Consider the following 26,416-nt stretch of genomic DNA (forward strand, 5'->3'; position numbering starts at 1 on the left):
CCTACCTCCCGTTGGCGAGTCGGTCGGCGGCCCGGACCCCGACGACGTTGAAGGAGACGACCACCAGGGCGATGGCGATGCCGGGCACCAGGGCGGGCAGCAGCGCTCCCTGGACGACGGCGGCCTGTCCCTCCTGCACCATCAGCCCCCAGTCGGAGCTGGGCGGCTGGGCGCCGAAGCCGAGGTAGGAGAGCGTGGCCAGGGACATCAGTGCCTCGCCGAAGAGGACCACCAGGTAGCCGATGACGGAGCGGCCGAGGTTGGGGACGAGGTGGAAGGCGCAGATCCGCAGGCCGCCCATGCCCTGGACGCGGTAGGCGTCGATGTAGGGCTTGCGCCGCTCCCCGATGGCCACCGAGCGGGTGTACTTGGCGACGGTCGGCGTGTACGCGAGGCCGAGCGCCAGCACGGAGGTGGTCATTCCGGCGCCGAAGACCGCGATGATCAGCACGGTGAACAGCAGCCCCGGGAAGGCGTACATGACGTCGGTGAGCCGGGAGACGACGGTGTCGGCCCAGCCGCCGCGCCAGGCCGCCAGGGTGCCGAGCGCGATGCCGAGCACGGCGGCGATGGCGAGCAGGAGCGCCGGGGCGACGAGGCTGGTGCGGGCCCCGTACAGCACCCGCGACAGCAGGTCCTGGCCGGAGGAGTCGGTGCCCAGGAGGTGGTCGCCGGTGGTCCCGGCCAGCGAGGCGGAGAGGTCGATGGCGTCGGGGGCGTAGGGGGCGATCAGCGGGGCGAGGAGGGCGGCGAGCACCACCAGGCCGAGGACCGCGCCCGCGAGGATCGCCCCGTAGGAACGCCGCGCGGCCGGGATCTTCACCAGGGCCGGGGCCGAGGTCGGGGCCAGGGTCGGGGCGGTCATACGGCGGCCTCCTTCACACGCGGGTCGAGCAGCGGGTGGACGAGGTCGACGAGGGTGGTGACCACGATGTAGCCGGTGACCATGAGCAGCAGGACCGCCTGGGCCACGGGGAAGTCGTGGGTGTTGATCGCGCCGACGAGCAGCGAGCCGATGCCGCTGATGCCGAACGCGGTCTCCACGACGACCGTGCCGGCGAGCATCCCTGCCATGACCAGACCGCACATGGTGACGATCGGGCCCAGGGCGTTGCGCAGGATGTGGCGGCGGACGATCTCGCGCTCCGGGATGCCGGAGGAGCGGGCTGCCTCCACGTGGTCGGCGGCCCCGGCGTCGGCCATCGCCTGCCGGGTGACCCGGCTGATGATGGCGAGCGCGCCGAGCGCCAGCGCCAGGGCGGGCAGGGTCAGATGGTGCAGGGTGCCGGTGAAGCCCTCGCCTCCCCCGGTGACGGGGAACCAGCCGAGCTGGACGCCGAAGACGGCGGCGAGCGCGATGGCGGAGACGAACGAGGGGACCGAGGCCGCCAGTGTCGTACCGCCGACCACGGCCGAGTCGATCCAGGTGCCGCGTCGGACGGCGGCGAGGATGCCCGCGCCGACGCCGAGGACGACGAAGAGGACGGTCGCGTACGCCACCAGGGCAAGGGTGGTCGGGAAGCGGGCGACGATCAGGTCGGCCACCTGGTCGCTGTACTTGAAGGAGCGGCCGAGGTCGAAGTGGAGGCAGTCGCCGAGCCAGCGGCCGTACTGCACGACGAGGGGTTCGTCGAGGTGGTACTGCGCCCGGACCAGCTCCAGCTTCTCGGGGGTGAGTTTGTCGCGGCCGCCGGCCAGGAAGACGGCGGGGTCGCCGGGGGCCGCGTACACGGCGGCGAAGATGACGAAGGAGGCGGCGAGGAGGGTGGCCAGCAGTCCGGCCAGCCGCCGGGAGATCCGGGCGAGCATCGCGGGTCAGCCCTTCTTGGCGCCGAGGTCGGCGGCCCACGGGTAGTAGAGGTACGCCATGGAGGCGGGCGGTCCGGTCAGCTTCTCGTCGAGGACGAGGACGGAGGGGACCTGGGCGACGGAGATCCAGACGGCGGCGTCGGTGAACTTCTTCTGGACCTCGGCGGCGAGCTTCGCGCGCTCGGCGTCGTCGAGGGTGGCGAGCGCCTTCTTGACCGTGGCGTCGTAGGCGGGGTCCGCGAAGCCGACCCAGTTGTTGGAGGAGCCGGTGAGGGCGTTGTCGTAGAAGCCCATCGGGTCGGCCTTGGAGATGTACCAGTCGCCGACCAGGACGTCGATGCCGCTCCGGGCCTCGGGGTCGCTGTAGAACTGCTCGAACTGGGCGGTGGGCACGGTCTTGATCTGCCCGGTGAGCCCGATCCGCTGGAGGGCGGCCCGGACGGCGTTGGCGACGACGGTGCGGCCCTGGCTGGCGTCGGTGCCGATGACGATCGGGGTGGCGGCGTCGGCGCCGGAGTCCTTCACCAGCTTCTTCGCGGCGGCGATGTCCTCGGCGTCGGGGCTCGCGGGGGCGACCGGGTCGGCGGCGCGCTGGGCGGCCTCGAAGGCCGGCTTCTCGTAGCCCCAGGCGCCGGAGCCGACCGGGGTGGACCAGGGCTGGACCATCCCGCCGTAGCCGGAGGCGGCGATGCCCTTGCGGTCGAGTGCGAGGGAGAGCGCGCGACGCACGGCCGGGTCCTTCAGCCCGCCGCGTGCGGTGGGGATGAGGACGAGGGAGGAGGTGGAGGGGCCGTAGTACTGGGTGATGCCCTTCTTGCCGTCGAGGGCGGCGGCGGTGTTGGGCGATTCGGCGTACGCGCCGTCGGCGGCCCCGGTGGTGAGCGCGTTGACCAGGGCGCTGTCGGTGGCCCAGCGGAAGGTGACGCGCTTCGTCAGCGGCGCATCGCCCCAGTAGCCGTCGTAGCGCTCGATGGTGATGGAGTCGCCGGACTTCCAGTTCGCCAGCCGGTAGGGGCCGGTGCAGGCGTCGGGCTGTCCGGGGGTGCCGAAGTCCCGGCCCGCCTTCTCGACCTGTTCCTTGTTCCAGACGATGCCCGCGTCCCCGGCGAGCGCCTTGAGGAAGAGGGCGTCGGGGGCCTTGAAGGAGAGGGTGATCTCGCGGTCGCCGGTCTTCTCGATGGAGGCGACGTTCTCGAACTCGTCGCCCTGCTCCATGTCCGGGTCGGCGTGCCGCTGGAGGCTCCAGAGCACGTCGTCGGCGGTCATCGGGGTGCCGTCGTGGAAGGTGACGCCGGAGCGGAGTTTCAGGACGAGGGTGGTGTCGTCCGGGGTTTCGACGCTCTCGGCGAGAAACGGCTTCGTCGTCATGTCCGGCTGGAGCTGGTAGAGCCGCTCGCAGACGTTGGTGAGGACGACCCGGCCGGCGCTGGAGCCCTGCGTGTCCAGGTCGAGGGAGTCCGGTTCGTCCTCCAGGAGCCAGCGGGCTTCGGGGAGTTCGCCCTTGGCTGCGGCCGTGGTCGGGGTGAGGGTGAGCCGCGAGGCGTCGGCGGCGGAGCCGCTGCCTGCGGGCTTGGTGGCCCCGCTGCATCCGGCGGCGAGCAGCGCGGCGACGACGGCTCCGGCGACCGGGGCGGTACGGCGCAGGGCGCGGCGGGGAGCGACGGGCGGACAGAAGGTGTCGGGCGTGCGGTGGGTCATGGCTGGGTTCCTGTCGGTTCCGGGCCGCCGTGCGGGCCGTCGTAGAGGTTCCAGGGAAGGTGCTGGTACTCGCGGTCGCAGGGGGTTCCGGCGGTCACGTGGTAGTCGCCGGTGGTGAGGTCGGCGAGGGAGGAGACGAGGGTGGTCCAGTGCTCGACGGCCGGCCGGCGCGGGTCGGGGTGGGTGCACAGGGACTCGGGGTGGCCGAGGTGGTCGGACATCGCCCGGCGGATCAGCTTCCGGGACTCCTCGGGTCCGGTGGAGTGGCGCAGGGCGGCCAGGCCCTGTTCGGCGCGGGGGACGCGGACCAGGGAGTCGGAGGACATCGGGCGGTAGCCGGCGGCGGCGAGCGGGGCGGGGATGCCCGCCTGGTAGTGGTTGCCGTGCACCAGCAGGCCGTCGGTCGGATACATCCAGCCGTGTCCGGCGGGGGTGGTCTCCAGGTCGATGGCGAAGCCCTCGCGGCAGGTGAGCAGGGCGTTGCTGGCGATGTGGGCGCGGGTGCGGCAGAGCACGTCGAGGGCGTCGGCGATGTTGTCCTGGTCGAGGACGGTGCGCCGGACGACGGTCTGGGGCAGTCCGATCCGGTCGTCGAACCGGCCGCCGAGGCCGTTGGCGTTGAAGGCGATGCCGGCGGAGTTGGCGCCCTGGCGGCCGATCTGCCCGGCCTCGACCTGCATGATCAGGGTGGGTTTGGGCGGCTGGACGATCCGGATCATGACGACGGTGTCGGAGACCCCGGCCCGCCAGTCCCAGTTCTGCCCGGCGTAGACGTGGCCGTCGCCGCTGGCCGGGCCGTACGCGGCGAACGAGGTGCAGCCCTCGGCGGGTTCCTCCTCGGCCGGCCCCTCCCCGGCCCCGGCGGCGGCGATCTCGGCGAAGGACTTGTCGTAGATGACCTCGCCGCGGGCGTTCAGCGCGAGGACGTCCAGCAGTCCGGTGCCCGCGCCGTCGGCGATGCCCCGCATCTCCTCCACGAGGTGGGGGGCGTAGGCGCGTACGGGCTCCAGCCAGCGGGCGGCGCGGGCGGTGACCTTGTCCCAGGTGAGCCCGGCGGAGCGGCCGAACGCCTCCTCGTAGTAGCCGAGGGCGGCGTGCAGTTGGGGGCGGACGGCCCGGTGGGGCCCGGGGGCGGCGTCACGCTCGTCCGCTGGCTCCTGGAGCGGTGAGCGATGGCCCTGCGCACCGAGCGGGACGAGAGGACCGGGGTCGCGCTCGTCACCCTGGACCGGCCGGCGAAGCTCAACGCGATCGACCTGGAGACGGCGGGTGAACTCGCCTCGCTGTGGCAGGAGTTGCGGTACGACGAGTCGGTGCGGGCGGTCGTCCTCACCGGGGCCGGGACGCGTGCCTTCTGTACGGGGATCGACCGGGGCGTGACCGTCCCGCAGCCCCCGTCCCCGTACGCCGTCGACGACCCCCTCCTGCGGATCGGCCCCAAGGCGAACGACCTGTGGAAGCCCGTGGTCGCGGCGGTGGAGGGGATGGCCTGCGGCGGGGCGTTCTATCTGCTGGGCGAGGCGGAGTTCGTGGTCGCGTCCCGGGAGGCGACGTTCTTCGACCCGCACACGACGTACGGGATGGTCTCGGCGTACGAGGCGATCGCCATGGCCCAGCGGATGCCGTTCGGGGAGGTCGCCCGGATGTCCCTGATGGGCACGGCGGAACGGCTGAGCGCCGGGCGGGCGTACGAGATCGGCCTGGTCAGCGAGGTGACGGAGCCCGGCGGCGCGGTGGCGGCGGCGCTGCGGTCGGCGACGGTGATCGCCCGCTACCCGACGGAGGCGGTGCAGGGCACCGTCCGGGCGGTGTGGTCCGCGAAGGAGGCGGCCAGGACCCAGGCGATGTCCCAGGCCCCGGCGCTGATCGCCCTGGGCAATCTGCCGCCGGAGCGGCAGGCGGAGCTGTTCGAGGGGCGGGGCGGGGGCGGGGAGCCCCAGGTGCGGTGAGCTTTCGAGGGGCCCGGGTGCGATGAGCCCTGCCCGTCCGTCCCGTCCGCCCCGTCCGTCCGCGCGGGGTTCCGGCCTCAGAGGGCCTCGACGGTCACTTCGCAGCTCTTGACCTTGGACACCTTGCGGGGGCTCTCCATCCGCAGGGTGAAGGTGCGGACCTCGCCGCCGTCGAGGTTCACGGTGGTCTCGGCGGTGTCCATGGTGTTGCCGAAGCCGTCGACGAACCGCACGTCGATCTCGTACGCCTGCGAGCCCGGCTCGTTCGCCCGCAGCTCGATCAGCGACGAGGTGACCGCCTTGCGCTTGCCCTTGCGGGGCTGGGCGCAGCGGACGATCCGGTAGGCGGGGGCGTCGGACGCGGTGGGCGTCGGGGTTCCGTAGGAGCCGGACGAGCCGGAGGACGAGGAGTCGTCGTAGTCGTCGTCGAAGTCGTTGTCCCGGTAGCCGTTGTTGCTCTTCTTCGAGCTGGAGCAGCCGCCGCCCGAGCTGCTGCTCTTGCCGCTCTTGCTCTTGCCGCCCTTGCCGCCGCTGGTGGAGGTGGAGAACCCGGTGAGCGCGAGCACCACCACGACCAGGACCGCCGCGAGCTTCATCTGTCGCCGCATCATGGATGCAGCCCCCCTTGAGTTTCGTTTCCGGTACGTCGCGCCGATGGCGTGCGTCGTCACCCTCAGCATGCCGTGCGCGACCCCATGTCCAAGTCATGACCCTGTCACGGTCCCGTCATGGTCCGCGTGGCGGGGGTGATCGTCCCGGCGTAGCGTCGGCTGCGGGGGATCCCCGCGTACGCGGGACGACGCCCTGGAGGCTGACGATGATCCGCAACGTCCTCGGCTCCCTCGTCGCCCTGGCCGGGGCGGCCTCGGCCATGCTGAGCCCGTTCCGCGACTGGTACGCCGGGCGGGCGGGGCAGGACTACCGGGTGGAGGACCTCTTCGGAGGCATCACCGCCGCGGAGTCCGGGGTGCTGGTCTCGATGCTGCTGCCGTTCCTGGCCGCGGCACTGCTGGTGGTCGTAGGCGTGGTGCTCCGGTCGCGGCTCGTGGTCGCCCTCGCGGGTCTGGTGGTGCTGGGCTTCACGGTCCTGTGGATGGTCCGCCAGGGGCAGGCGGCGGGGTCGCTGGTGGTGGCCGGGGACGGGTCCGGGCTCCAGGTGGGCGTGGTGAACGCGTTGGCGGGCGGGCTGCTGATGCTGATCGGGGCGCTGCTGATGAGCGGTCGCGGCCGGCGGAGCCGGCGGGAGCGGGAGCCGGTGGAGCCGTATGCCGCGCCGGCGGCGGATCAGGTGGACACCTGGCCGCCGACGCAGGAGCCGGGGATGTCCGTGCAGACGTCGCCGTGGCCGGAGCCGGAGGTGGACCCGTACACGGGGCCCGACCCCCGTGACCCCCGTACGCGGTCCTACCCCCAGGCCCCGCCGGCGGAGTCCGACCCCCGGGACCCGGTACACCCGCCGCACCGCCCGCCGCCGCCTCCGCAGAGCTGACGGTCACCCCGTCGAGGCTTCCGTCCTCAATCGCCGGACGGGCTGGAACACCGCAGGGCCCACGCCCCTCCACACGAGGGTTCCGTCCTCAAACGCCGGACGGGCTGGGTGTGCCGCCGGACGGGCTGGGTGTGCTGCCGGGCCGGCCGTCAATCAAGCCCGTCCGGCGATTGAGGACATCTTTTGAGCCTGTCCGGCGCTTGAGGACATCCGTCCTTGAGCCCGTCCGTGGACCGGCTCAGGTCCGGGCCCTGTTTCCCGTGCCCGTGCCCTTCAGCGCGTCCAGCGCGTACACGCAGCGGTCCTTGCTGCAGGCGTAGACCACGCCCGCCTGCGCCACGGGCGAGCCCGTGATCTCGCCGCCCGTCGCGAGCTTCCAGCGCAGTTGGCCGCCCGCCGCGTCCAGCGTGTAGAGCACGTGGTCCGCCGAGCCGAAGTGGACCCGGCCGTCCGCCACCACCGGCGCGCCCACCACGTCGCCGCCCGCCGCGAAGCGCCACTTCGGGGTGCCGGTGACCGCGTCCAGGGTGTACAGCGCGCTGCCGCTGCCGACATGCACGTTGCCCACCGCGACCAGCACCGGTTCGATGGAGGAGCGGGCCTCCGTGGCGATCCGCCAGCGGTCCTTGCCGGTCGTCGCGTCCAGCGCGTACACCGTGCCGAGGTAGTCCGCGAGGTACACCCCGCCGCCGGTCACCGCCGGGCCCGGCGCGAACGCGGGCGGGGAGAGGAAGACCGCGGGCGACTCGAAGTGCCAGCGCACCCGGCCGGAGCCGGTCTCCACGGCCAGCACCCGGGTGCCCGCCGCGATGTAGACGTAGCCGTCGGGGGCCGGGGTGACCCGGACCGGGACGCCGCCGCAGGAGGCCGCGTCGCCGATCGGGTACGACCAGCGCTCGATGCCCGTACGGGCGTCCAGCGCGCGCAGCCGGGCGTCCTGCCAGACGTACACCGTGCCGTCGTGGATGACCGGGCCGGCCTCCGCCGTCTCGAAGTCGCTCTGCGCGCCGGTGACTTCCCACAGCTTCTCGCCGTTGGACGCCTCCCAGCCCTGGACGCCGCCGCCCCGGGTCGCGGTCAGGACCGTGCCCCGGTCGGCCGTGAGGGCGTACACCCAGGCGTCGGTCGACAGCCGCCACTGCTCGGCCCCGGTCGTGGCGTCCAGCGCGTACAGCGAGGGGCCGTCCGATGCGTGGATCCTGCCGCCCTCGACGGCCATCGCCCAGGCCACGTCCCGGGTCTTGAACTGACGCCGCCCGTTGCCCACGTCCAGCGCGTGGACCTCGAAGGACGTCACGTACAGCAGGTCGCCGGAGACGACGGGCGTGCCCCACACGTCGTTGGACATGCGGAAGCGCCAGGGTCGCCAGCGGTCCGGCGCGGGGGGTGCACCGTCCGGGGCGGGGCCCGGGGCCGGCACGGGTGCGGTGGAGGCCACGGCCGACGAACCGTTCACTCCGGCGGGCGGCCGGACCCAGCCGGTCGCGGCGGCCGGGTGCGCGGCGGCGGCCCCGCGCCCCTCCCCCGCACGCGGCCCGGGGCCGATCGGCACCTTGGCGCCGGGCAGCTGGACGGGCCCGCTGTCGGGAGCGGCGGAAAGGCCCGCGGCCGGTCCGGACGCGCCGGACAGCGGCGAGGGCGAGGACAGCGGGGACGGCGAGCGCAGGTCCGCCCCGCTGCGCCAGGCGGTGTCCCGCTCCGGAGCCCTGGGGGGCTGCTGCGGAGGCGGCGGGGGCACGGCCGGGGCGGGCGGTGCGGTGCGCCCGCCGCCCCTGCGCCGCTCGATCATCGCGGTGGCCGGGGACGGCAGCCAGGCCGAGGCCGTGCCGCTGTCGTCGCTGCCGGAGGCGAAGAGGTGCGGGGCCAGCTGGGCCTGGAGGTCGGCGGGGCTCGGCCGCTGGGTGGCGTCCATCTGCATGCAGGACTCGATCAGCGGCCGCAGGTCGTCCGGCAGCCCCTCGGTGTCGGGCCCCTCGCGCAGCAGCATGAACACCGTCTCGACCGGGTTGGCCCCGTGGAAGGGGGCGTGCCCGGTGGCGGCGAAGACGAGCGTGGAGCCCAGCGAGAAGATGTCGCTGGCCCCGGTGACGCTGCGGGAGTCCCGGGCCTGCTCGGGCGACATGTACGCGGGTGTGCCGACGGCGACGTTCGTCATGGTCAGCCGGGTGTTGGAGACGCCGGACGCGATGCCGAAGTCGATCACCCGGGGGCCGTCCTCGACGACGAGGACGTTGGACGGCTTCAGGTCGCGGTGGACGAGGCCCGCGCCGTGGATCGACTGGAGGGCCTCGGCGATGCCGGCGGCCAGCCAGCGCACCGCCTGGGTCGGCATGGGACCGCACTCGTTCACTATCTCTTCGAGCGAGGGTGCGGGCACATAGGCGGTGGCGAGCCAGGGCACGGCGGCCCGCGGGTCGGCGTCGACCACGGCGGCGGTGTAGAACCCGCTGACCGCGCGGGCGGCCTCGACCTCGCGCGTGAAGCGGACCCGGAAGAGCTGGTCCTCGGCGAGCTCGGTCCGCACCGTCTTGATCGCCACCCGCCGGCCGGACGCCGACCGTGCGAGATAGACCAGCCCCATGCCGCCGGCCCCGAGCCGTCCCAGCACCTCGAACGGGCCGATCCGTCTCGGGTCGTGCTGCGTCAGCTGCTCCACCACTTGCCTGCCACCTCCCCGTAAACGGACCTCGGCGACGAAGTCCGCGAATTACCGCCGGTCGAATCCCGCCCTGCGCGGCGCGCCCTGTGCAGGGTCTCACCACTGGGCATCACCTGGCGGTACGCACCCCGATTCTTCCTGGCCGGGGCCCCGGTTGCGAACCCGGGGGCGGATGGGGGTGTCTCATGTCACTTCGGGCGGTATCCCCCCACACCGGGTTACGGGAAGGGGTGCCGGGGGCGCGGAAGACGGGTCACGGAAGCAGTTCGCCGGGCTGGAGCACGGCGAAGGCGGCCCCCTGGTCGTCGTGCAGCACGGCCATCCGCCCGGAGGGGATGTCGAAGGGCGGCTGGGCCACCCGGCCGCCGAGCTGTACGGCGAGTTCGGCGGCGGCGTCGCAGTCGGCGACGGCGAAGTAGACGAGGAAGTAGCTCGGCATCTCGGCCGGGAACGCGTCCGTGATGACGCTGCGACCGCCGACGGCGGTGTCCGGGCCCGGTTCGGCGCCCTCGGGGGACCACATCCGGAAGTCGACCAGCGCCTCGGAGTCGCCGGAGATGTCGTGGCCCGCCTCGTCCAGGGCGGTGCCGTGGAAGCCGAAGACCTTCTCGTAGAAGGGGTCCACCTTGTCCGGCTGCCGGGTGTAGACCTCGGTCCAGCAGAAGGAGGCGGGGTCGTTCTGCTTCTCGAAGCCCGCGCGCTCCTCCGGCTGCCAGAGCCCGAAGACCGCGCCCCCGGGGTCGGCCGCCTGCGCCACGATCCCGGCGCGCCCCGCCCGTACCGGGTCGGTGATGATCTGGCCGCCGTGCTCGCGGATCGCGGCGACGGTGGCCCGGATGTCGTCGGTGGCGAAGTAGACGCCCCAGGCCGTGGGCATCCGGCCGTCCTTCTTGGCGGCGAGGGCGGCGACCAGGCGGCCGTCGCTGAGCGCGTCCGCGAAGGGCATGCCGTCGCCCGCCCGGAAGGTCCAGCCGAAGAGCCCGCCGTAGAAGCGCTTGCCCGCTTCGAGGTCGGAGAGCTGCACGTCCGCCCAGCACGGCGCGGAATGCGCGAATGCGGCCATGGGACCGGGTCCTTCCGTAGCGGTGACGCAGTGACGCCCGTCACAGTCAACGTAACGTCGCCCCCGGCCCCGCGCGCCCCGGACACACGGCGAAAGCGCTCCGCGCGCACCTCGAACACACCTCGGGGCGCACAGAAAGGGAACTTTTGCCCGATTGATGAAGGGGGCGCTCACCATGTGGACGAAAGTTGTCCACCGAAGTTGTCCACAGGCTGTTGATAACATTTACTCCGGCCGCGCTCCGCGCCGCGCGCCGGGCTCCGAGGCCTCGCGCACCGCGGCCGAAAACCACTGCTTCTCATCCCTGCGCACCCCGCCGGTCCTGCGGCGTTCCCCATTTGCAGTCGGCCGAATCGCGCTCCCATCACCCCTCGGTAAGCTGACGGCATGACAGGACAAGTACGCACCGTCGACGGCCGCGTGGCCGGTCGACGCGGTCAGGCGACGCGGCAGAAGCTGCTCGACTGCCTCAGCGAGATGCTCAGCTCCTCGCCGTACCGGGACGTCAAAGTCATCGACGTCGCCCGGAAGGCCGGGACTTCACCCGCGACTTTCTACCAGTACTTCCCCGACGTGGAGGGCGCCGTCCTCGAAATCGCCGAGGAGGTCGCCAAGGAGGGCGCCGGACTGACCGAACTGGTCGCCGGGCGCTCCTGGGTCGGCAAGGCCGGCTGGACGACCTCGGAACAACTCGTCGAGGGATTCCTCGACTTCTGGCGGCACAACGACGCGATCCTCCGCGTGATCGACCTCGGCGCGGCCGAGGGGGACAAGCGGTTCTACAAGATCCGCATGAAGATCCTGAACTCGGTCACCAACTCCCTCACGGATTCCGTGAAGGAGCTCCAGAGCAAGGGCAAGGTCGACAAGGACGTCAGCCCGGCGGCGATGGCGGGCTCCCTGGTGGCGATGCTGGCCGCGGTCGCCTCGCACCAGAAGGGCTTTACCACCTGGGGCGTGAAGCAGGCCGAACTGCGGCCCAACCTGGCCCTGTTGGTGCACCTCGGCATCACGGGCAAGAAGCCGACCAAGTAGGCCGGGCGCCGGAGGCCCACCGGCCCCGGACGCCCCTCACCACCGGGCGGGCACCCGCCCACCCGGACGCCCCACGTCCTGTCTCACCGACGGCGGACCACCCACGCACCCCTGCGGGTGGTCCGCCGTCGGCGTTCCCGGAGGAAGGGCCGGGACCCGAGGGCCGGGCCGGGGGCCGCACTCGGTGGCCGACCAGGGGCCGGGACCCGAGGGCCGGCCCCGGGCCGCCCGCTACCGCCTCTCCAGCCGGAACAGCCGGATCTGCCGCTCCAGCCGCCGCTGGTACGCCGCGTACGGCGGCCAGAACGCGAGCGCGGCCGCCCACACCCGCTCCCGGTCCTCGCCCTCCAGCAGGCTCGCGCGCACCGGGATGTCCCGGCCGCGCCAGTTGACGACGGCCTCGTCCGGACGGGCCAGCAGATTCGCGGTCCAGGCCGGGTGACCCGTACGGCCGAAGTTGCTGCCGACCAGGATCCAGCTGCCCTCCACCTCGCCCTCCGGCATGCAGGCCAGCGGCGTCGTCCTCGGCCGCCCCGTGCGCGCGCCCGGCACCGTGAGGACGAGCCCCGGCAGCATCCTGGCGCTGAGCAGCACCTTTCCCCGGGTGAGCCGGTGTACGGCCCGGTCCAGGGCGGGGACCACGTGCGGGGCGATCCGTCCGAAGGCACGGGTCGAGGAGACCCTCTGGACCAGGCGCACACCACGGGCGGCGGGGGCAGGGGCGCGGGAGTGGGAGTGGGAGTGGGAGTGGTCCATCAGACACCTGCCCCGTGCGCGATGCCGACGGGCGGCCGGGACGCGGCGGCGGGCCCGAAGAGTCCGGCCCTCCGCGCCGCGTGGTCGCGCAGCCGGTGGACCGGGCCGAAGAGCAGTTCGTCGCCCGCCGCCCGCTTGAGATACCGGTGCGCCTCGTGCTCCCAGGTGAAGCCGATGCCGCCGTGCAATTGGACCGCCTCGCCGGTGGTGATCCGGGCCGCCTCCAGGGCCTGGGCGAGCGCGAGGGGCCCGGCCTCCGGGTCCCGGGCAGCGTGGTACGCGGCGGAGCGGGCCGCCTCGACCCGTACGTACAGGTCGGCGAGGCGGTGCTTGACGGCCTGGAACGAACCGACGGCCCGGCCGAACTGTTCGCGCGCCTTCACGTACTCGACGGTGCGCTCCAGGGCGCTCGCCGCCGCCCCGACCGCCTCGGCGGCGAGGATCGCGGCCGCCGTGCGCCCGGCGGCGGCGAGCGCGGCGGCCGCGTCGGCGGTGTCGTCCGCGCCGAGGAGCTCGGCCGGGGTGTCGCGCAGCTCGACGCGGGCCAGCGGGCGGGTCTCGTCGACCGAGGTGAGCCGGGTGCGTGCCAGCCCTGCCGCCCCGGCGTCCACCAGGAACAGGAGCGTACGGCTGCGCGGGTAGCCCCCGGCGTGGGCGGCGACCAGGAGCAGCCCCGCGCTGTGCCCGTCCAGGACCCGGTCGGCCTCCCCGTAGAGCCGCCGGCCGCCGTCCTCCCCGGGCCCGCGGGCCTGGATGCCGCCGGCCCGGCCGCCGCCCGCCCAGGCCCCGTCGAGGTTGTCGCCGGTGAGGCCGAGGGCGGTGGCGAGCGAGCCGCCGGGGACGGCGAGGGCGGCGGTCAGGGTTCCGTCGGCGATCCGGGGCAGCAGCGCGGCCCGCTGGTCCGGGGTGCCGAGAGCGGCGATCAGGGGTGCGGCCAGGGCGGCGGTGGCGAGCAGCGGCGTGGGCAGCAGCGCGCGCCCCGTCTCCTCACAGGCGAGGGCCAGCTCGGTGGCCGTGCACCCGGCCCCGCCGTACTCCTCCGCGAGCGCGAGGCCCGGCAGCCCTAGGTCACCGGCGAGCCTGCGCCACAGGACCGGGTCGTAGCCCTCGGCGGTGCGCACGGCGGCGGGGATCGCGTCGGGGCCGGCGCTCCGGGCGAGCAGTTCGCGCAGAGTGCGGCGGATCTCGTGCTGTTCCGCGGTGAAGGCGGCGTCCATCTGCGGGCTCCTTCCACCCAGGGGCCGGCGGCCCCTGATCTGACGAGCCGTCATATTAGGTGCGGGGGGCGGGAATTCCCAGGGTCCCGCACACGCGCGGGCGGCGGAACCCGTTGTGCGCGCACGGTTGCGGCGACCACCACTATCTGATGTACCGTCAGATTTATGGCCCCAGCCCCGGCTTCCCCCGACCCGGCTCCCTCCCCTTCCCCCTCCCTCTCCTCATCGCCCCCGGCTTCTTCCCGCCGTCCGCGCAAGGTCGCCGTCGTCGGCGTGGCGCTCGCGGACTGCGGCCGTGTCGACGACGCCACTCCGTACGCCCTGCACGCCCAGGCCGCCCGCCGCGCGCTCGCCGACTCCGGCCTCGACCGCTCGGTCGTCGACGGCTTCGCCTCGGCGGGGCTCGGGACCCTCGCCCCGGTGGAGGTCGCCGAGTATCTGGGGCTGCGGCCCACCTGGGTCGACTCCACGGCGGTGGGCGGCGCCACCTGGGAGGTGATGGCCGCCCACGCGGCGGACGCCATCGCCGCGGGCCGGGCCCGCGCCGTGCTCCTGGTGTACGGATCGACGGCCCGGGCCGACATCAAGGCGGGCCGCCGCACGTCGAACCTGTCGTTCGGGGCGCGGGGTCCTTCGCAGTTCGAAGTGCCGTACGGGCACTCGCTGATCGCCAAGTACGCGATGGCCGCCCGCCGCCACATGCACGCGTACGGCACGACACTGGAGCAGCTCGCCGAGGTGGCGGTGACGGCGCGGGCGAACGCGGCGGCGAACCCGGAGGCGATGTTCCGGGACCCGATCACGGTCGACGACGTCCTCTCCGGCCCGATGATCGCGGACCCGTTCACCAAGCTGCACTGCTGCATCCGCAGCGACGGGGGCTGCGCGGTGCTGCTGGCCGCCGAGGAGTACGTACCCGACACGGCGAAGGCGCCCGTCTGGATCCTGGGGACCGGGGAGCACGTCTCGCACTCCACGATGTCCGAGTGGGAGGACTTCACGGTCTCCCCCGCCGCCGTCTCCGGCCGCCTGGCCTTCGAACGGGCGGGGGTGCGGCCCGCCGACATCGACCTGGCCGAGATCTACGACGCGTTCACGTACATGACGCTGGTGACCCTGGAGGACCTGGGATTCTGCGCGAAGGGCGAGGGCGGCGCGTTCGTCGAGAAGGGCCGCACCGGGCTGCGCGGCGAGCTCCCGGTGAACACGGACGGCGGCGGCCTGTCCGCCTGCCACCCCGGGATGCGAGGGCTGTTCCTGCTGGTGGAGGCGGTACGGCAGCTGCGCGGCGAGGCCGTCGGGCGCCAGGTGCGCCGGCCGGGCGGCGGGCTCCCGGAGCTGGCGGTGGCCTCCGGGACGGGCGGCTGGTTCTGCTCGTCGGGGACGGTGGTGCTGGGGCGGGGGTGAGCAGGCACGAACGCGTACCGCCCGCACGGGCGCCCCTCAATCACCCTCGCGCCCCCACAGGCCCTCGCCGCCGACCCGGTCCTCCGTGCCGAAGAAGTCGTCCGCCTCACGGCGCATCGCCGCGCCGTCCACACGCAAGCGCCCCTTCAGGAAGGCGCCCGCGTGGGCGGCGGCTTCTTCCGGCGTCGCGTACCGCACATCCGCTTCGGCCGCCCCCCGCGTCCCGTCCGCACCCACGCCGGTCCACCGCCAGCCGCCGGAATCGGGCTCCCGAGTCAGTTCGGCTGTCCCGCCGCACAGTTCGACGGTCCGGTTCGCCGACGCCCCCGGGGCCCCCGGGCGACTGACGGCTTCGGGCCACTTCTTCCGAGCTCCCTGCCGGGTGATACCCCACACGGACCCCAGCTGTTCATAGCTCGCGCCGTAGGTCCCGGCAGTGCCTGCCGCGGTCGCCGTCAACCGCTTCACCTCCGTGTCCACCACCTTCCACGCGGCCAGGACGGACAACGCCACCTCTACAGGCTCCCCCTCCCACTTGCGGTCCTCGGGCAGCCCCGACAGCCGGGAGCGGATGGCCGACGCGAGGGGGTCGAGGGCGTCGTAGAGCGCCTTGTCGAGCTCCACCTGTTCTTCCGCAGTGATCCCGAATGCAGTCATATGACAACCATAGTTACCGCAAGGCAACTCGTAAACTATTGTTGTCGACGGGTTCGTGTGAAGCGCGGCGCGGCCCGCCCCCCTGCCCCTCACGGCCGGGACCGGATGAAATGGCCCCATGAGCGAAGCCGACACCCCCACCCCGCACCACTTCCGCGACCTCCTGCACGCCCAGCGCGTCTGGGACACCGAGCTGCCGCCCTTCGACCCGGCGTCGGCCCCGGCCGCCCCGGTCCCCCTCTTCCACGCCTGGTTCGCCGAGGCCGTGGCCGCCGGGCAGGCCGAGCCGCACACGATGAGCCTCGCCACCGCCGACGCCGAGGGGCTGCCCGACGTGCGGACGTTGATGCTGCACGACGCGGACGAGCGGGGCTGGCACTTCGCCACCCACGCGACCAGCGCCAAGGGGCGCCAGCTCGCCGCCCGCCCGTACGCCGCGCTCGGCTTCTACTGGCCCGCGCGAGGCCGGCAGGTACGGGTCCGGGGCCCGGTCGTCCGCTGCACGCCCGCCGAGAGCCACGCCGACCTGCACGCCCGGTCCACCGGGGCGCTCGCCGCCGCGCTGACCGGGGCGCAGAGCGAGGTCGTGGGCTCCGCGGCGGAACTGCACCGGGCGGCGGACGCGGCCTGGGACCGGGCCCGGGCGGAACCGGACGCGGAGGCTCCGACCTGGACCCGGTACGTGGTCGAGCCGGCCGAGGTCGAGTTCTTCCAGGGCGACGCCCGGCGCCGGCACATCCGGCTGCGCTACCGGCGCCAGGAGGACGGCGGCTGGGCGCGCGAGCTGCTCTGGCCGTGACCGGCGCGGGCGGCCCCCGAGCCGTTCCGCCCCATACCGGTGCATGCAGCACCTTTATCCGGTTCTCACCGCAAAGGGGCACTATGGGAGTCAGGTGAGAGGTGAGCCGTTGGGAGGCACCGATGCCACGAGCCCGTTCGCGCTACGCCCCCGACCGGGGCCTGACCGGTCGCATGGTCACCACCATGTTCCTGATCGGTCTGCTCTACGTCGTCTTCGTGGGCGTGCTCCTCGCGGCCCTGCGGGGCTCCTGGCCGATCATCCTGATCATCACGGGCGGCCTGTTCATCGCCCAGTTCTGGTTCAGCGACCGCATCGCCGCGTACGGCATGGGGGCCCGCGAGGTCACCCCCGAGCAGGCCCCCGAACTGCACGGCACCATCGACCGGATCTGCGCGCTGGCGGACATGCCGAAGCCCAAGGTGGCCATCGCCGAGAGCGACGTACCGAACGCGTTCGCCACCGGCCGCAGCGAGAAGACGGCCCTGGTCTGCGCGACGACGGGCCTGCTGCGCAGACTGGAGCCGGAGGAGCTGGAGGGCGTCCTCGCCCACGAGATGTCGCACGTCGCCCACCGGGACGTGGCCGTCATGACGATCGCCTCGTTCCTCGGGGTGCTGGCGGGCGTCATCACCCGTATCGCCCTGTGGGGCGGCTTCGCCCGCAGCCGGCCCGGCAACGACCCGGCGGGCATCCTCCTGCTGCTGATCCCTCTGATCAGCGCCGTCGTGTACGCGATCAGCTTCCTGCTGACCCGGCTGCTCTCCCGCTACCGCGAGCTGTCCGCCGACCGGGCCGCCGCCCTGCTCACCGGGCGGCCCTCCGCGCTCGCCTCCGCCCTGACGAAGGTCAGCGGGCAGATGGCCCGCATCCCGACCGAGGACCTGCGGAAGGCGGAGCCGTACAACGCCTTCTACTTCATGCCGGCGTTCTCCGCGAAGGAGAGCCTGGGCCGGCTGTTCTCCTCCCACCCGACGCTGGAGCAGCGCTTGGACCAGCTGTCCCGCATCTCCGCCGACCTGTCCCGCTGAGCAAGCAGTCAAGAACCGTGAGGAGTTACGCCCGTGGGCCTGCTCGACGCGATCCTCGGCCGGAGCAAACCGGTCCGCCCCGACCTCGACCAGCTCTTCGCCGTCCCCTCCGCCGCCCTCACCCTCCAGGCCGCCGCCGGCTTCACACCGACCGGCCTGGGCTCGGTCTGCTTCGCGGGCGTGGAGGGCGGCGGCTTCGCCCGGCTCCAGGAGGACGTACGCGAACTGCTGGACGCGGACACGGAGCGCGGCGGCGTCCCGGTGGAGTTCAGCCGGGACGCGTACGGCTACACCTGGCTGCTCGCCCGCCACCCGGCCGACGACTCCGCCGCCCTGGTGAACGACCTCCACGCGGTCAACACCCTGCTCCAGGACGGCGGATTCGGCCCGCAGCTGCTCTGCTCCCTGATCGGCTTCCGGGACGCGGAGGGGCGGGCGCTGGCCCTGGTGTACCTCTACAAGCGCGGCACGTTCTATCCGTTCGCCCCGCTGCCCGGAGACGTCGAGAAGCGGGACAACCAGCTGGAGCTCCAGGTGCGGGGCGTCCTCGGGGACGATCTCCGGGTGGAGAAGGACCTGTCCCGGTGGTTCCCGGTGTGGGGTGCGCCGGGGCTGTGATCAGCCGCTGAGCTCGCCCCGGTGGCGGATGAGCACGGGTGAGCGCGGGCGGTCGGCAGTGGGCGGGAAGGGCTCACGGGCTCACGGGCTCAGCGTGATGCCGTGCGACCGGGGTCCCAGGCGCGCCCGGTAGCGGCGGACGCCCCAGCTGCGGTGCTCCAGTTCGGCGGCGACCAGGACGTCCGCCGTGTTCGGCACGCCGGGCACGAGCTCCACCAGCGCGGCCACCGGGTGGTCGCCGGCCAGCGGCAGGCGGCGCAGGGAGCGGAACTCCCATTGCGGGTCCGGCTGGGACGCCCCGTGGCCGCGCACGATCCACTCCTCCCGGCCCGGTCCCGCGTCCGGCGGCCGCTCCACGCCCAGGTCCACGATGCCGGTGGCGACGGTGAAACTGAGTCCGGTGCCGGGGCCGCCCACCGGCCGGGTGCGTTCGCCCGGGTCGATGAGCCGGGCGACGGGCCGTACCGCGGGGTCGGGGGTGGTGAGGGAGACCGCCAGGGAGGCGTGCCGGAACACCCCCGGAGACTGCGGGGTCTCCGGGCGGAAGGAGCACACCAGCAGCAGATGGCGGTAGTCACGCCCGGGCGTGCCGTTCACCTGGGCCCGCCAGTCGGCGGGGGCGCTCGCGTGGTCGGCGGGCAGCAGGTCCCAGCCGAAGGTGAGCCGGCCGCGCAGCGGTCCTTCGCCGGCCGGGGAGCCGAGCGTGCGCTCCGGTACGAGGGTGATGTCGTGCAGCTGGACCTCGGTCATGCTTCGGCTCCCTTGCTCCGGCCCAGCAGATAGGTGAAGGCTCCCCAGTCCCGGTACTGGGGGTAGCGGGCCCGGGTGGCGGCCCGCGCCTCGCGGAACGCGCACTCCAGGTCCTCGGCCTGCCCGGCCCGTCGGTGCAGGAAGTGGTAGAAGTACGTGGCCGGTTCGGGGCGGACGGCCCACAGGCAGCCGACGACGGCCTGCACACCGGCGGTGATCAGCGCCGCCGGGACGCCACGGACGTTGTCCGCCCGGTCGAACCGGCCCAGCGCCGACTCGCACGCCGCGACCGTGACCAGGCGGACACCGCTCAGGTCGAGTTCGAGGAAGTCGTGGGCGAAGACCCGGCCGTCGTCGTCCTCGTCCGGGGTGAGGTAGAGGCAGTGCAGCCAAGGGGCGTCCTGGTCCATCGTGCCGTGGACGGCGAGGTGGACCACGTCCGCCGTGGCGAGTTCGGCGAGCAGTCCGGCGCGGGTGGCGGCCGGACCGGTGAGCGGGTTCGCGCCGACCGCCTCGGCGACCGCCCGGGCGTGCTCCTCCAGCGCCAGTTCGGCGGGCAGTCCGTAGGGGACGCCGCCGTTCGCGGAGGCGAGCACCGCGGTGCGGCGAGGGCGTACGGGGCCGTCGACGGGGAGGAGCGCTTCCAGGCCGACGATCGTGGTGACGGTCCAGTCGTCGGCGATCGGGCGGCCGTCGGCGGTGCAGAGCGCGACCGGCAGGTAGTGCAGTGCGCCGTGCGGCCAGAGCAGGAGACGGTCCTTGCCCCTGGCCTTCCAGGCGGCCCACAGGTCGGCGGCGGGGAGCGGCAGCTCGTGCCCCGTCAGCAGCCGGCGGCCCTCCGGTGTCACATCGCCGAAGAGCGGGTCGCGTTCGACCTCCGTGCGGACCGCGTCGACCAGGTCGGCGACGGGGTGCCGGTCGGCGTACGCCTCGGCCCGCTCCGGTCCGCCGTCGGCGGGGTCGCCGAGCTGCACGGTCATCGCGCTGTCCTCGCGGGTGACGGCGAGCAGGACGGCCGCTCCGTTCACCGCGGTGGGCAGGAACCAGGTGAGCAGGACCGTACGGTCGTCCAGCAGTTCCCCGGTCCTCGCCCACAGGTGCGCGTCGTCCACGAACGCCGCGGAGCGGCCGCGGAGTTCGTCGTCGATGAACGAGGAGATGCGCCGGCGCAGGTTACGGGCGAACCCGTCGCGGTCGTCGCCGCCCCCGTCCCCTTCGCCGCCGGGGCGGGGTTCCGCGTCCAGCACGTCGAGCAGGTTCGCCGTGGCACCGCCGACGGCGGTGGGGCTCTCCAGGGCGCGGAGTTTCCCGACGTAGTTCTCGATGTGCGCGGGCCGGGTGAGCGGGCCGTCGATCCGGCGCCACGCACCCGCCTCCGGGCCCTTGCCCGCCTGGTGGAGACCGAGCATCAGCGCCACCGGCATCGTCTCGATCCGGGCGGTGAGCTGCCATACGGCGGCGTGGACGAGATCGCGCAGCACCTCGCCGAGCGCCGGGGCGCCGCTGGTGTCGAAGTTGGGGAGGTCCACGATGATCGCGTACACGGCGTTCTCGAGGTCGTCGCCCCGGAGTCGCGGTATCTCCTGGAGGACGGGCAGCAGGCAGGCCTGGGCCAGGTCCTGCTGGTTCAGCGAGGCGTAGGAGAGAGCGGCGTACGTGGAGTGGCCCCACGGGAACGGGACCCTCCCGGAGACCGGCTCGCCCAGCTCCACGGCCAGGCGGTACAGGTCCGCCGTCAGCAGTCTGATCCCCGGGCCGTCCCCCGGTCCCGCCAGCCGCAGGAGGGCGACGCCCAGCGCGGGCCGCTGCCGGTCGCGGGCGTGGGCGGCGGCGTGGAGCAGCGCGGCGGAGCGCTGCGCCGTGGACCAGGTCGCCGGAAACGACTCCGGAAGGGGCTCCGGGAGAGGGTCGCCGGGGGCGGGGCAGTCGGTGGGGTCGTGGGGAAGCGCGTGCAGCCGGGCCTCCACGAGTTGCCGTCGGCGCGCGGGGCCCGGGACGAGGGGAGACCGGTCGGACCAGTCCAGTACGGCTCGGAGCAGCGGCCGGTCGGCGCGTTCCCTGGCGAGGTTGACGCCCTGGCCGACCGTCCGGGCCGCGACGGCGCCGCCGTGTGCGGCGAGGAAGGCGGACACGTCGGAGCCGAAGACGTTTTCGCGCACCACGTCGATGAGGGTGGCGGTCGCGTCGTCCACCGACCGGAGGAGGAAGACGGGCAGATCCGGCGGACCGGCGGCGGGTGCGTCGAACAGGGCGGCGAACGCGGCGCGGGCGGTCTCCCCGTCCACGCCCCCGTCCTCCGCGAGCACCTGGGCCAGCGTGACGAGGATCCCGGGGCGCAGTGCACGGCCCTGGTCGCTCGCGCGGTCGTCCGACTCGGCGGCCCGGGTCAGCAGGTGCCGCGCCTCGCCCCTCAACCGCTCGTCGAACAGCAACGGCCACTCTCCGCCGAACCAGGGCCGGTGGAGTGGCGAGCGGTACAGGTCCGCGGCGAGCTGGGCGGCCCGGACGGTCCGCTCCTCCCCCGCGTAGGCGTCGCCGCCCAGATCCTCCGGTCCCCGGACCGCCAGCCGCAGCCGGGCCGCCGCCAGGAGTGCCCCGGTCAGGCCCGGGGAGCCCTCCGCGTACGTGATCAGGCGGCCGGCGACCGCGTCGGCATCCTCGAACACCGAGCGCTCGCAACGCTCCGCGAGCACCGGTGCCGCACTCTCGACGGTGCGCAGCGCCGCCTCCGCCCAGACGGCGTCCGCCCCGCACTCCTCGGCGACCTCGGTCACCATCCGCCAGTAGACGTACAGGAGCCCGGCCTCCGCTCCCCGGCTGCGGGACGCCTCACCGGTCAGCAGGTCCAGCATCGCCGCGGCGGACAGCCCGTGGGCTTCCTCCAGGCTCCGCCGCGCCCGCTCCAGCTCGCGCGCCCGCAGCTTGGCCGCGCCGAGCGAGAGCACCTGGTCCCGCACGTGGAGCACCAGCTCCAGCAGGACGGACACCGGGTCGAGGACGTAGGTGACCGTGGGCGGACCGGCGGCCTCGGGGCCGGGCGGGCCGAACCGTACGCGCCCGGCGCACACCATCCCCCGCTGTGTCTCGTACGTCAGCACGGCGGCCATGTCGCCTGCGGCCGGCAGCACATGGGACACCACCAGGACGAGCGATCGCGTGCGGGTCACCGTCTCCAGCCAGCCGGGCGGCAGGTCCAGGTCGAGGTCGTACGCCAGCTCCAGGCCGCCGGGGCCGAAGACGGCGACGACGCCCTCCGCGTCGCGGTGGACGCACCACCGGGCGTCGACGGGGTCCGAGAACGGCAGCGCGTCCAGGGAGGGGAGCGTGGCCAGCCCCCGCACATGGGCGAGGGTGGAGAGGCTTCCGCCCGCCCCGGCGCCGGTGAACGGGCCGAGCCCGGCCCGCCCGACCGCCAGACCGGCGTGCCGGACTCCGCCCACCTCCGCCAGGAACGCCCAGCCCGTGACCTCTCCCGACCGTCGCACGCCGCCCCCTCGCCCCCGTGGATCATGGCCCTGGCCACCCTTCCACACGCGCGGTCCGCGCACAGGGCCCTTGCCGAACAGAGCCTGGCCCGAGCGCTGTTCAGCCCCGGGGCCGGAAGACCGCCACGGCTTCGCCGTCCTCCGCGGCCCCTCCCCCGCCCCGGAACGAGACCGTCAGCCCCATCCCGATCCGGAGGTCGTCGTGCGCGCACTCCACGATCTCCGTCATCATCCGGGGGCCCTCGGCGAGGTCGACGACGGCCGCGACGTAGGGGACGCGGGAGCCGAAGGGCGGCAGGTCGTTGCGGTGGACGACGGACCATGTGTAGAGGGTCGCCTCCCCGCTCGCGCGCTCCCATCCGACGTCCTCGCTCCAGCAGTACGGGCAGAACTCGCGCGGGTAGTGGTGGGCCCGGCCGCACCCGCCGCAGCGGCGCAGGAGCAGGCGTCCCTCCGCCGCCGCGTCCCAGTAGGGGCGGGTGAAGGCATCCGGCTCGGGGAGGTCGAAGCGCGGGGACTCCGTGCGGCCCGGGGTCACGGGAACAGTCCGAGGGCGGAGTCCAGGGACCAGGTCTGCCAGGCCATGGCGAAGAGGGCCACCAGGGAGATCAGTGCCATCATCGCGTTCTGCCCCTGCTCGGCCCAGTCGTGGATCATCAGGACCAGGTAGAGCAGGTTGAGGAGGAGCCCGGCGACCAGAGCGACCGGGGTCAGGAATCCCGCCACCAGGCCGAGGCCCAGGGCCAGTTCCGCGTAGACGACGAGGTACGCCATCGCCTTCGGGCGCGGTTCGACGACCCGCCGGAAGCCGGTGCGCACCACGCCCCAGCGATGCTTGCCCGCGACGTCGGCCGCCCAGGCGATGCCCGTGCCGCGCTCGAACCAGCCCTTCTTGTCCTTGTGCCGCCAGCTCTCCAGCCACCACAGGCCGAGGCCTATGCGCAGGACGGCGAGCCATTCCGCACCGCTGAGCCAGATCGTCTGCATCGGGCCTCCGGAGAAAGGTTTCTGACGGTACGTCAGTTCAGCGGATTCGAGGGCCCGGCGCAAGAGGGAGGAGGCGCGGCACGTGCCGGGAGCATGTGGGGGCGCGGCTCGGCGTCGGCCGCGGCATGCGGCGCGGGAGGGGCGCTGTCGGGATTCCGAGACGTAGTAGGCCGTAAATCCGGCCACCGGACCCCCTCGGCGTTTCGCCGTCATGCCGGTTGGAAACTGACCAACCAGCCTGCAGAGGAGGCCCCTTGCTGGTTCTGCTGGATCATCCGGTGCCGACCTCCGTCGAGCCGCTGCTGAAAGGTCCGCACGTACTGCACCGCCCCACGCTGGGGGCGCGGCCGGGCGCCCTCCGCGGCCGGGCTCTGGCCAGGCACCGGCCGGACGTCCTGCTCACCCGGTCCGCACCCGTGGCGGCCGAGACGGCCGCCTGGGGTGCGGCGGCCGGAGAGCGCCCCCTCGTCGTCGTCCTGCTGGACCGGGCGGCCGGACCGGGCGGGGCGCGCGGGGCCGTCGAGCGCGTCCGCCGCCCGCCCGCCCGCCGATTACCCGGGGCCGGACCGGCCGGCTCCCGATTACGCGTGACCGTGTGCCCGTCGGCCGGGGCGGCCGAGCCCCCCGCGGACCTCTACGCACGAGCGCTCGCCACGGCCGAACGCCGCTTCCTGGCCGAGCGGGTCGGCCCGGTGCTCGCCGGGCACCTCGGCGCCGTCCGGCCGGTGGCGGCCTCGGTCGTCCTCGTGGGCGCCGGCGTGGTGAACCTGCTGACCGGGCTGCGGCTGCTCCGGGCCGGTCACCGCGTGACGTTCTACGACAGCGGCCCCGACCCCCGGTCCGGCGCGCCGTGGACATCCTTCGGGTGCAGCAGGGGCGGCGGCGACGCCCGGATGTTCACGCTCACCGAGGCCGACGGCTATTTCGGGAGCCCCGGAGGCGGGCCCCTGCCCTTCGCCCAGCCGGTGAAGGACAAGGGCTGGGGCCTGGCCGACCTGGCCCGCCTCGGGCCGGCCGAGCGGGCGTGGACCGAGGACAACGCCCGGGTGCCCGGCTGGCTGGCCCGGTCCTTCACCGAGGAGGTCCTGGGCTACAACCTCACCTCCGACCGGCTCTGGCGGGACCTCCGGCACGATGTTCCGGAGCTGTTCCACGGGGTCGGCCTGCGGGAGGGCATCCTGCGGATCTACAGCGACCAGGACGTGCTGGAAGCCCATGCGGCACGCCAACGCTCGCTCACCGAACGGGACTTCGAGATCCTGTCCGCCGACCGGGTCAGCGCCCGGCACCCGGCGCTGGCCGCGGCGCACCGGGCGGGGGCCTTCGTCGGCGGCATCGAGGTGAACGGGTTCACCGTGCAGGTGCACCGGTTCCTCGGCCTCGTGACCGACGCGGCCGAGCGGGCGGGGGCCCTCTTCCACTGGGGACGGCCGGTGGCCGCCCTCGTCCCGGGCGAGGGCGGCGCGCCGGACGGCATCAGATGCCGCGACGGCGGGACGGTCCGCGCCGATCACTACGTCCTGTCCCCCGGCGCCTACGGGGAAGCGCTGCTGCGCGGCACCGCGTCCGCCGGGCTGATCCACGGGATGGCCGGCGCCTGGCTCACGCTCCCCGATCCCGGCCGGGGGCTGAAGAACTCCCTGAAGATCACCAGGAGCGGGCACACGGCGGCCGACGCCAACGTCACCGTCACCGAGGGGGCCGACGGCCGTTCCTACCTCACCGTCGGATCGGGCTACGGCTGGACGGGCGCCGACCCGGACAACCTCGATCCGACGCAGCTCGAAGCGCTCCACGCGGCGGTCGACGACACGGCCTCCTCCTTCTTCCCCGACGCGTTCGACGAGGCCCGGAGATCCGGCCTGCTGGAGCGGAGCAGAAGATATTGCGTGCGGCCCTGGACCGCTTCGAGCCTTCCTGTTTTCGAGACCACGAGGACCGCCGGAGGCGGGCTTCTCCTCATCACCGGCGGCCACAACACGGGCGGATTCGCCCAGGCCCCCGTGACCGCCGAGGCGGTGGCCTCGGCACTTCGCGGGGAAAGCCACCCGATGCACGTCGACTACCACCCGAACCGACTCCGTATGTTCTACGGACAAAAGGATGCGAGGCTCCCGGAATGACGGACGAAGAATCCACGGCCGGCACGACGGCATGGCAGCAGCGAGGCAGTTCCTTCGGTGACGGGGTCGACGCCTACGAGACCACCCGGCCGGGATATCCCGTCGAGAGCGTCCGGTGGATCCTGGGGACCGAACCGAGGGACGTGCTGGACCTCGGCGCGGGCACCGGTCTGCTCACCCGGGTCCTGGCGGCCGAGGGGCACCGGACCCGGGCGGTCGAGCCGGACGCCGCGATGCGCGCCCGCATCACCGCCACCGCCCCCGGGGCCGAGGCCCTGGCCGGCAGCGCCGAGGACATCCCGCTGCCCGACGCCTGCCTGGACGCGGTGCTGGTCAGCCACGCCTATCACTGGTTCGACCCCGCTCCCGCCCACGCCGAGATCGCGCGCGTACTGCGCCCCGGCGGAGTTCTGGCGACCCTCTGGAACCTCCGTGACGAAGAGGTCCCCTGGTCGGCGGCGCTGTCCGGCATCCTCGCCGACGAGGACACCGGGACGGACCCGCGCACCCCCGCGGCGATCATGCTGCACGGCGCGTTGAAGGCGCTGCGCGCCCAGGATTCCGCGTGGCTCACCGGCTGGCTGCGCGATCCCTCGTTCGGGCCGGAGTTCGGGGCCGTCGAACAGGGCTTCTTTCCGCATTCCGAGGCGAAGACGATCGATTCTCTCGTCACGCTCATAAAATCACGGTCGTACTACCTGACGTCCTCTCCGGACCGCCGCCGGGAAATCGAGGAACGTATACGTGAACTCGCCACCGTGCACCCGGAACTGAAAAGCGGCAATACCTTCGAGCTACCCTACGTGACGGTGGTATTCACCACGGCCCGCAACTGACGGTCCGCACCGGAAATCCGGAGCGCGGACAACCGGAAAGCCGGGATG

Annotated in this window: 22 protein-coding genes and 1 pseudogene; 9 read left to right on the top strand and 14 right to left on the bottom strand. The window is 73.6% G+C overall.

The annotated features are described in order from the left end of the window. Position 1: 1 nt before the first annotated feature. The 4 genes and pseudogenes from IE272_RS21095 to IE272_RS21110 all read right to left on the bottom strand — a co-directional run. Positions 2-865, bottom strand: coding sequence for an ABC transporter permease (locus IE272_RS21095; RefSeq protein WP_050361059.1), 864 nt, complete (start codon positions 863-865; stop codon positions 2-4). After that, positions 862-1,809 (bottom strand): ABC transporter permease, encoded by a 948-nt coding sequence (locus IE272_RS21100; protein WP_056701315.1) that lies wholly within the window; start codon positions 1,807-1,809, stop codon positions 862-864. The genes IE272_RS21095 and IE272_RS21100 overlap by 4 nt, the downstream gene beginning before the upstream one ends. A gap of 6 nt (positions 1,810-1,815) precedes the next feature. Next, positions 1,816-3,507, bottom strand: a complete 1,692-nt coding sequence (locus tag IE272_RS21105; protein WP_050361061.1) for an ABC transporter substrate-binding protein — start codon at positions 3,505-3,507, stop codon at positions 1,816-1,818. Continuing rightward, a pseudogene (locus IE272_RS21110) lies at positions 3,504-4,622 on the bottom strand (C45 family autoproteolytic acyltransferase/hydrolase); the annotation flags it as partial. The pseudogene IE272_RS21110 and the gene IE272_RS21105, both read right to left, overlap by 4 nt. A 57-nt stretch (positions 4,623-4,679) precedes the next feature. Between IE272_RS21110 and IE272_RS21115 the strand changes: the two are divergent. Further along, entirely contained in the window at positions 4,680-5,456 is a 777-nt protein-coding gene (locus IE272_RS21115) for an enoyl-CoA hydratase/isomerase family protein (RefSeq protein WP_050361070.1), read from the top strand. Positions 5,457-5,533: 77 nt separating this feature from the next. On the opposite strand, the gene IE272_RS21120 is transcribed toward IE272_RS21115, so the two are convergent. Then, positions 5,534-6,067, bottom strand: coding sequence for a hypothetical protein (locus tag IE272_RS21120; protein ID WP_050361071.1), 534 nt, complete (start codon positions 6,065-6,067; stop codon positions 5,534-5,536). 206 nt (positions 6,068-6,273) lie between these two features. Between IE272_RS21120 and IE272_RS21125 the strand changes: the two genes are divergently transcribed. Next, positions 6,274-6,945: a hypothetical protein gene (locus tag IE272_RS21125; RefSeq protein ID WP_190007503.1), complete on the top strand. Its 672-nt coding sequence runs from the start codon at positions 6,274-6,276 to the stop codon at positions 6,943-6,945. Between the two features lie 238 nt (positions 6,946-7,183). Here IE272_RS21125 and afsK read toward each other — a convergent pair whose 3' ends face one another. Together afsK and IE272_RS21135 are read right to left on the bottom strand one after the other, a co-directional pair. Then, on the bottom strand, positions 7,184-9,604 hold the full coding sequence (gene afsK / locus IE272_RS21130) for a protein serine/threonine kinase AfsK (protein ID WP_190007506.1): 2,421 nt from the start codon (positions 9,602-9,604) through the stop codon (positions 7,184-7,186). A gap of 253 nt (positions 9,605-9,857) precedes the next feature. Continuing rightward, a complete protein-coding gene (locus IE272_RS21135) occupies positions 9,858-10,667 on the bottom strand; it encodes a VOC family protein (protein WP_190007508.1) in 810 nt (269 codons plus the stop codon). 387 nt (positions 10,668-11,054) lie between these two features. On the opposite strand from IE272_RS21135, the gene IE272_RS21140 reads away from it, so the two are divergent. Next, a complete protein-coding gene (locus tag IE272_RS21140; protein WP_006126763.1) occupies positions 11,055-11,702 on the top strand; it encodes a TetR family transcriptional regulator in 648 nt (215 codons plus the stop codon). 231 nt (positions 11,703-11,933) lie between these two features. Here the strand turns inward: IE272_RS21140 and IE272_RS21145 are convergent, their stop codons facing one another. Together IE272_RS21145 and IE272_RS21150 are read right to left on the bottom strand one after the other, a co-directional pair. After that, complete coding sequence (locus tag IE272_RS21145; protein WP_190007510.1) at positions 11,934-12,458, bottom strand: nitroreductase family deazaflavin-dependent oxidoreductase; 525 nt, start codon at positions 12,456-12,458, stop codon at positions 11,934-11,936. Beyond that, complete coding sequence (locus IE272_RS21150; RefSeq protein ID WP_190007512.1) at positions 12,458-13,675, bottom strand: acyl-CoA dehydrogenase family protein; 1,218 nt, start codon at positions 13,673-13,675, stop codon at positions 12,458-12,460. Before IE272_RS21150 ends, IE272_RS21145 begins: the two co-directional genes overlap by 1 nt. 273 nt (positions 13,676-13,948) lie before the next feature. On the opposite strand from IE272_RS21150, the gene IE272_RS21155 reads away from it, so the two are divergent. Continuing rightward, entirely contained in the window at positions 13,949-15,082 is a 1,134-nt protein-coding gene (locus IE272_RS21155; protein ID WP_056701339.1) for a thiolase C-terminal domain-containing protein, read from the top strand. A 36-nt stretch (positions 15,083-15,118) separates the two neighbouring features. Here the strand turns inward: IE272_RS21155 and IE272_RS21160 are convergent, their stop codons facing one another. Next, positions 15,119-15,739, bottom strand: a complete 621-nt coding sequence (locus IE272_RS21160) for a hypothetical protein (protein WP_229897360.1) — start codon at positions 15,737-15,739, stop codon at positions 15,119-15,121. 118 nt (positions 15,740-15,857) lie between these two features. Between IE272_RS21160 and IE272_RS21165 the strand changes: the two genes are divergently transcribed. The 3 genes from IE272_RS21165 to pspAB all read left to right on the top strand — a co-directional run bounded on the left by IE272_RS21165 (position 15,858) and on the right by pspAB (position 18,187). Continuing rightward, positions 15,858-16,538: a pyridoxine/pyridoxamine 5'-phosphate oxidase gene (locus IE272_RS21165; RefSeq protein WP_190007513.1), complete on the top strand. Its 681-nt coding sequence runs from the start codon at positions 15,858-15,860 to the stop codon at positions 16,536-16,538. Positions 16,539-16,660: 122 nt separating this feature from the next. Next, positions 16,661-17,569: a zinc metalloprotease HtpX gene (htpX, locus tag IE272_RS21170; protein ID WP_073957976.1), complete on the top strand. Its 909-nt coding sequence runs from the start codon at positions 16,661-16,663 to the stop codon at positions 17,567-17,569. Between the two features lie 33 nt (positions 17,570-17,602). Beyond that, complete coding sequence (gene pspAB / locus IE272_RS21175) at positions 17,603-18,187, top strand: PspA-associated protein PspAB (RefSeq protein ID WP_057665153.1); 585 nt, start codon at positions 17,603-17,605, stop codon at positions 18,185-18,187. Between the two features lie 81 nt (positions 18,188-18,268). On the opposite strand, the gene IE272_RS21180 is transcribed toward pspAB, so the two are convergent. From IE272_RS21180 to IE272_RS21195, 4 genes are all read right to left on the bottom strand, one after another. Then, positions 18,269-18,937, bottom strand: coding sequence for a hypothetical protein (locus IE272_RS21180; RefSeq protein ID WP_056701346.1), 669 nt, complete (start codon positions 18,935-18,937; stop codon positions 18,269-18,271). Next, positions 18,934-22,422 (bottom strand): CHAT domain-containing protein, encoded by a 3,489-nt coding sequence (locus IE272_RS39135; protein WP_190007515.1) that lies wholly within the window; start codon positions 22,420-22,422, stop codon positions 18,934-18,936. Before IE272_RS39135 ends, IE272_RS21180 begins: the two co-directional genes overlap by 4 nt. 100 nt (positions 22,423-22,522) lie before the next feature. Then, positions 22,523-22,960: a Zn-ribbon domain-containing OB-fold protein gene (locus IE272_RS21190; RefSeq protein WP_050361083.1), complete on the bottom strand. Its 438-nt coding sequence runs from the start codon at positions 22,958-22,960 to the stop codon at positions 22,523-22,525. Next, positions 22,957-23,409 (bottom strand): hypothetical protein, encoded by a 453-nt coding sequence (locus IE272_RS21195; RefSeq protein WP_047178161.1) that lies wholly within the window; start codon positions 23,407-23,409, stop codon positions 22,957-22,959. Before IE272_RS21195 ends, IE272_RS21190 begins: the two co-directional genes overlap by 4 nt. A 254-nt stretch (positions 23,410-23,663) precedes the next feature. Here IE272_RS21195 and IE272_RS21200 point away from each other — a divergent pair, with 254 nt between their 5' ends. Together IE272_RS21200 and IE272_RS21205 are read left to right on the top strand one after the other, a co-directional pair. After that, positions 23,664-25,532: an NAD(P)/FAD-dependent oxidoreductase gene (locus tag IE272_RS21200; protein ID WP_190007519.1), complete on the top strand. Its 1,869-nt coding sequence runs from the start codon at positions 23,664-23,666 to the stop codon at positions 25,530-25,532. Further along, positions 25,529-26,368 carry a class I SAM-dependent methyltransferase gene (locus tag IE272_RS21205; protein WP_063804531.1) on the top strand — a complete coding sequence of 280 codons (840 nt, stop codon included), beginning with the start codon at positions 25,529-25,531 and terminating at the stop codon, positions 26,366-26,368. Before IE272_RS21200 ends, IE272_RS21205 begins: the two co-directional genes overlap by 4 nt. Positions 26,369-26,416 lie beyond the last annotated feature (48 nt).

The organism is Streptomyces anulatus (genome assembly GCF_014650675.1).
In the GTDB taxonomy this organism is placed as follows: Bacteria; Actinomycetota; Actinomycetes; order Streptomycetales; family Streptomycetaceae; genus Streptomyces; species Streptomyces anulatus.

Bases quoted from the DNA above. Each gene is read 5' to 3' on its own strand.
- IE272_RS21095 (WP_050361059.1), bottom strand. From the start codon at position 865: ATGACCGCCCCGACCCTGGCCCCGACCTCGGCCCCGGCCCTGGTGAAG.
- IE272_RS21100 (WP_056701315.1), bottom strand. From the start codon at position 1,809: ATGCTCGCCCGGATCTCCCGGCGGCTGGCCGGACTGCTGGCCACCCTC.
- IE272_RS21105 (WP_050361061.1), bottom strand. From the start codon at position 3,507: ATGACCCACCGCACGCCCGACACCTTCTGTCCGCCCGTCGCTCCCCGC.
- IE272_RS21115 (WP_050361070.1), top strand. From the start codon at position 4,680: ATGGCCCTGCGCACCGAGCGGGACGAGAGGACCGGGGTCGCGCTCGTC.
- IE272_RS21120 (WP_050361071.1), bottom strand. From the start codon at position 6,067: ATGATGCGGCGACAGATGAAGCTCGCGGCGGTCCTGGTCGTGGTGGTG.
- IE272_RS21125 (WP_190007503.1), top strand. From the start codon at position 6,274: ATGATCCGCAACGTCCTCGGCTCCCTCGTCGCCCTGGCCGGGGCGGCC.
- IE272_RS21135 (WP_190007508.1), bottom strand. From the start codon at position 10,667: ATGGCCGCATTCGCGCATTCCGCGCCGTGCTGGGCGGACGTGCAGCTC.
- IE272_RS21140 (WP_006126763.1), top strand. From the start codon at position 11,055: ATGACAGGACAAGTACGCACCGTCGACGGCCGCGTGGCCGGTCGACGC.
- IE272_RS21145 (WP_190007510.1), bottom strand. From the start codon at position 12,458: ATGGACCACTCCCACTCCCACTCCCACTCCCGCGCCCCTGCCCCCGCC.
- IE272_RS21150 (WP_190007512.1), bottom strand. From the start codon at position 13,675: ATGGACGCCGCCTTCACCGCGGAACAGCACGAGATCCGCCGCACTCTG.
- IE272_RS21160 (WP_229897360.1), bottom strand. From the start codon at position 15,739: ATGACTGCATTCGGGATCACTGCGGAAGAACAGGTGGAGCTCGACAAG.
- IE272_RS21165 (WP_190007513.1), top strand. From the start codon at position 15,858: ATGAGCGAAGCCGACACCCCCACCCCGCACCACTTCCGCGACCTCCTG.
- htpX (WP_073957976.1), top strand. From the start codon at position 16,661: ATGCCACGAGCCCGTTCGCGCTACGCCCCCGACCGGGGCCTGACCGGT.
- IE272_RS21180 (WP_056701346.1), bottom strand. From the start codon at position 18,937: ATGACCGAGGTCCAGCTGCACGACATCACCCTCGTACCGGAGCGCACG.
- IE272_RS21195 (WP_047178161.1), bottom strand. From the start codon at position 23,409: ATGCAGACGATCTGGCTCAGCGGTGCGGAATGGCTCGCCGTCCTGCGC.
- IE272_RS21205 (WP_063804531.1), top strand. From the start codon at position 25,529: ATGACGGACGAAGAATCCACGGCCGGCACGACGGCATGGCAGCAGCGA.